Below are 1,909 nucleotides of genomic sequence, written 5' to 3' on the forward strand. Positions count from 1 at the left end.
GCCTGAGCACCCGCCGCGGCCGCCGGAGCCGCGCGCGGGAGGGGCCACCAGGACCGGCCGTCCTGGAGGGCCGGCCCCCCGGCGAGGACCGCCCGCCCTGCGAGGACCGCCCGCCCTGCGAGAGCCCCGTGAGCCCCGGCCCGCGGGCGCCTACCCTCGGCGCATGACCGCGACCGTGGACGCGCCGACCTCCGCCCGCGCCGGCGAGGTCGAGGAGCCGCCCGCCGGCCAGGACGCCGTCCGGGAGGCCGTCCTCGACGTGTGCCGCGCCGCCCGGGTCGCCAGCAAGGCCCTCGCCACGGCGACGCGGGCCACCAAGGACGCCGCCCTCCTGGCCGTCGCCGACGCGCTCGTCGCCCAGGCCCCCCGGGTCGAGGCGGCCAACGCCCGCGACCTGGAGCGCGGCGCCGCGGAGGGCCTGCCCGCCAACCTCCTGGACCGCCTGCGCCTGGACGCGGGTCGCCTCGCCGCCATCGCCGGCGCCGTCCGCGACGTCGCCGCGCTGCCGGACCCGGTGGGCGAGGTCGTGCGCGGGCAGACCCTGCCGAACGGGCTGCGCCTGCGGCAGCTGCGCGTGCCGATGGGCGTCGTCGCCGTCGTCTACGAGGCCCGCCCCAACGTCACGGTCGACGCCGCCTCCCTGGCGCTCAAGAGCGGCAACGCGGTGGTGCTGCGGGGCGGCTCGGCGGCCCGTGAGACCAACGCCGTCGTCGTCGAGGTCGTCCGCGAGGCGCTCGCCGCGTCCGGCCTGCCCGCCGACCTCGTCAGCACCGTCGACGAGCACGGCCGCGAGGGCGTGCGCCACCTCCTGCGCGCCCGGGGGCTCGTCGACGTGCTCGTCCCGCGCGGGGGAGCGGGCCTCATCGCCGAGGTGGTGCGCTCCTCCACGGTCCCCGTCATCGAGACCGGCACGGGCAACTGCCACGTCTACGTCGACGCCGCCGCCGACCTCGACGTCGCCCTCGCGGTGGCCCTCAACAGCAAGACGCAGCGCACGAGCACCTGCAACACCGCCGAGACGGTGCTCGTCCACGCCGCCGTCGCGGGCGCCTTCCTGCCGGCCCTGCTCACCGCCATGAGCGCCGAGGGCGTCCGGCTCCACGGCGACGACGCCGTCCGCGCGGCCGCCGAGGGCCTCGACGGCGTCGAGGTGGAGCCCGCCACCGACGAGGACTGGGCCACCGAGTACCTCGCGCTCGAGCTGGCCGTCGCGGTGGTCCCCGACCTCGACGCGGCGCTCGCGCACATCGACCGGTGGTCGACCCAGCACACGGAGGCCGTGGTCACCCGGGACCTCGCCGTGGCGGAGCGCTTCGCCGCGGAGGTCGACTCGGCGGCCGTCATGGTCAACGCCTCGACGCGCTTCACCGACGGCGCCCAGCTCGGCCTCGGCGCCGAGGTCGGCATCTCGACGCAGAAGCTCCACGCGCGCGGGCCCATGGGCCTCGCCGAGCTGACGACGACGCGCTGGGTCGTCACCGGGGACGGGCACGTGCGCGCGTGAGACGCCCGGGCGCCGGGCGGCCGGCCGCGGCCGCCGTGGCAGGATGCGCGTGCGGCGGCCCGCCCGGACCGTCGCCCGCCCCCCGGGAGGAGACCCGACCATGCTGAGCTCCGTCATGGGGGCCGCCCTCGTCCTCGCCTCCGAGGCCGAGGGCGAGCACCACGAGATCGTCAACGAGCTGCCCTTCCCCTCGTTCTACTTCGGGCTCATCGCCTTCGGCGTGCTCATCGCGCTGCTCCTGCTGACCTACGCCTTCCGCAGCGTCAGCACGCGCCACCCCGACCGCGACGGGATGCACGAGGGGCCGCACGACGCGCCCCACGACGCCCGCGCCGGCTCCGGCCACTGAGCCCCGAGCCGGCCCCGGTGGCGGAGGGCGACCCCGACGTCGCGGTGGACCCGGGG

2 protein-coding genes are annotated in these 1,909 nt (G+C 78.0%); both read left to right on the forward strand.

The window, feature by feature from the left end; genetic code table 11:
• The first annotated feature begins 163 nt into the window (after positions 1–163).
• Entirely contained in the window at positions 164–1,504 is a 1,341-nt protein-coding gene (locus HLB09_RS16285; protein WP_171204353.1) for a glutamate-5-semialdehyde dehydrogenase, read from the forward strand.
• A 100-nt stretch (positions 1,505–1,604) separates the two neighbouring features.
• Positions 1,605–1,853, forward strand: a complete 249-nt coding sequence (locus HLB09_RS16290) for a hypothetical protein (RefSeq protein ID WP_171204352.1) — start codon at positions 1,605–1,607, stop codon at positions 1,851–1,853.
• Positions 1,854–1,909 lie beyond the last annotated feature (56 nt).

The sequence above is a fragment of the Pseudokineococcus marinus genome (genome assembly GCF_013004605.1).
GTDB classification, from domain to species: domain Bacteria; phylum Actinomycetota; class Actinomycetes; order Actinomycetales; family Quadrisphaeraceae; genus Pseudokineococcus; species Pseudokineococcus marinus.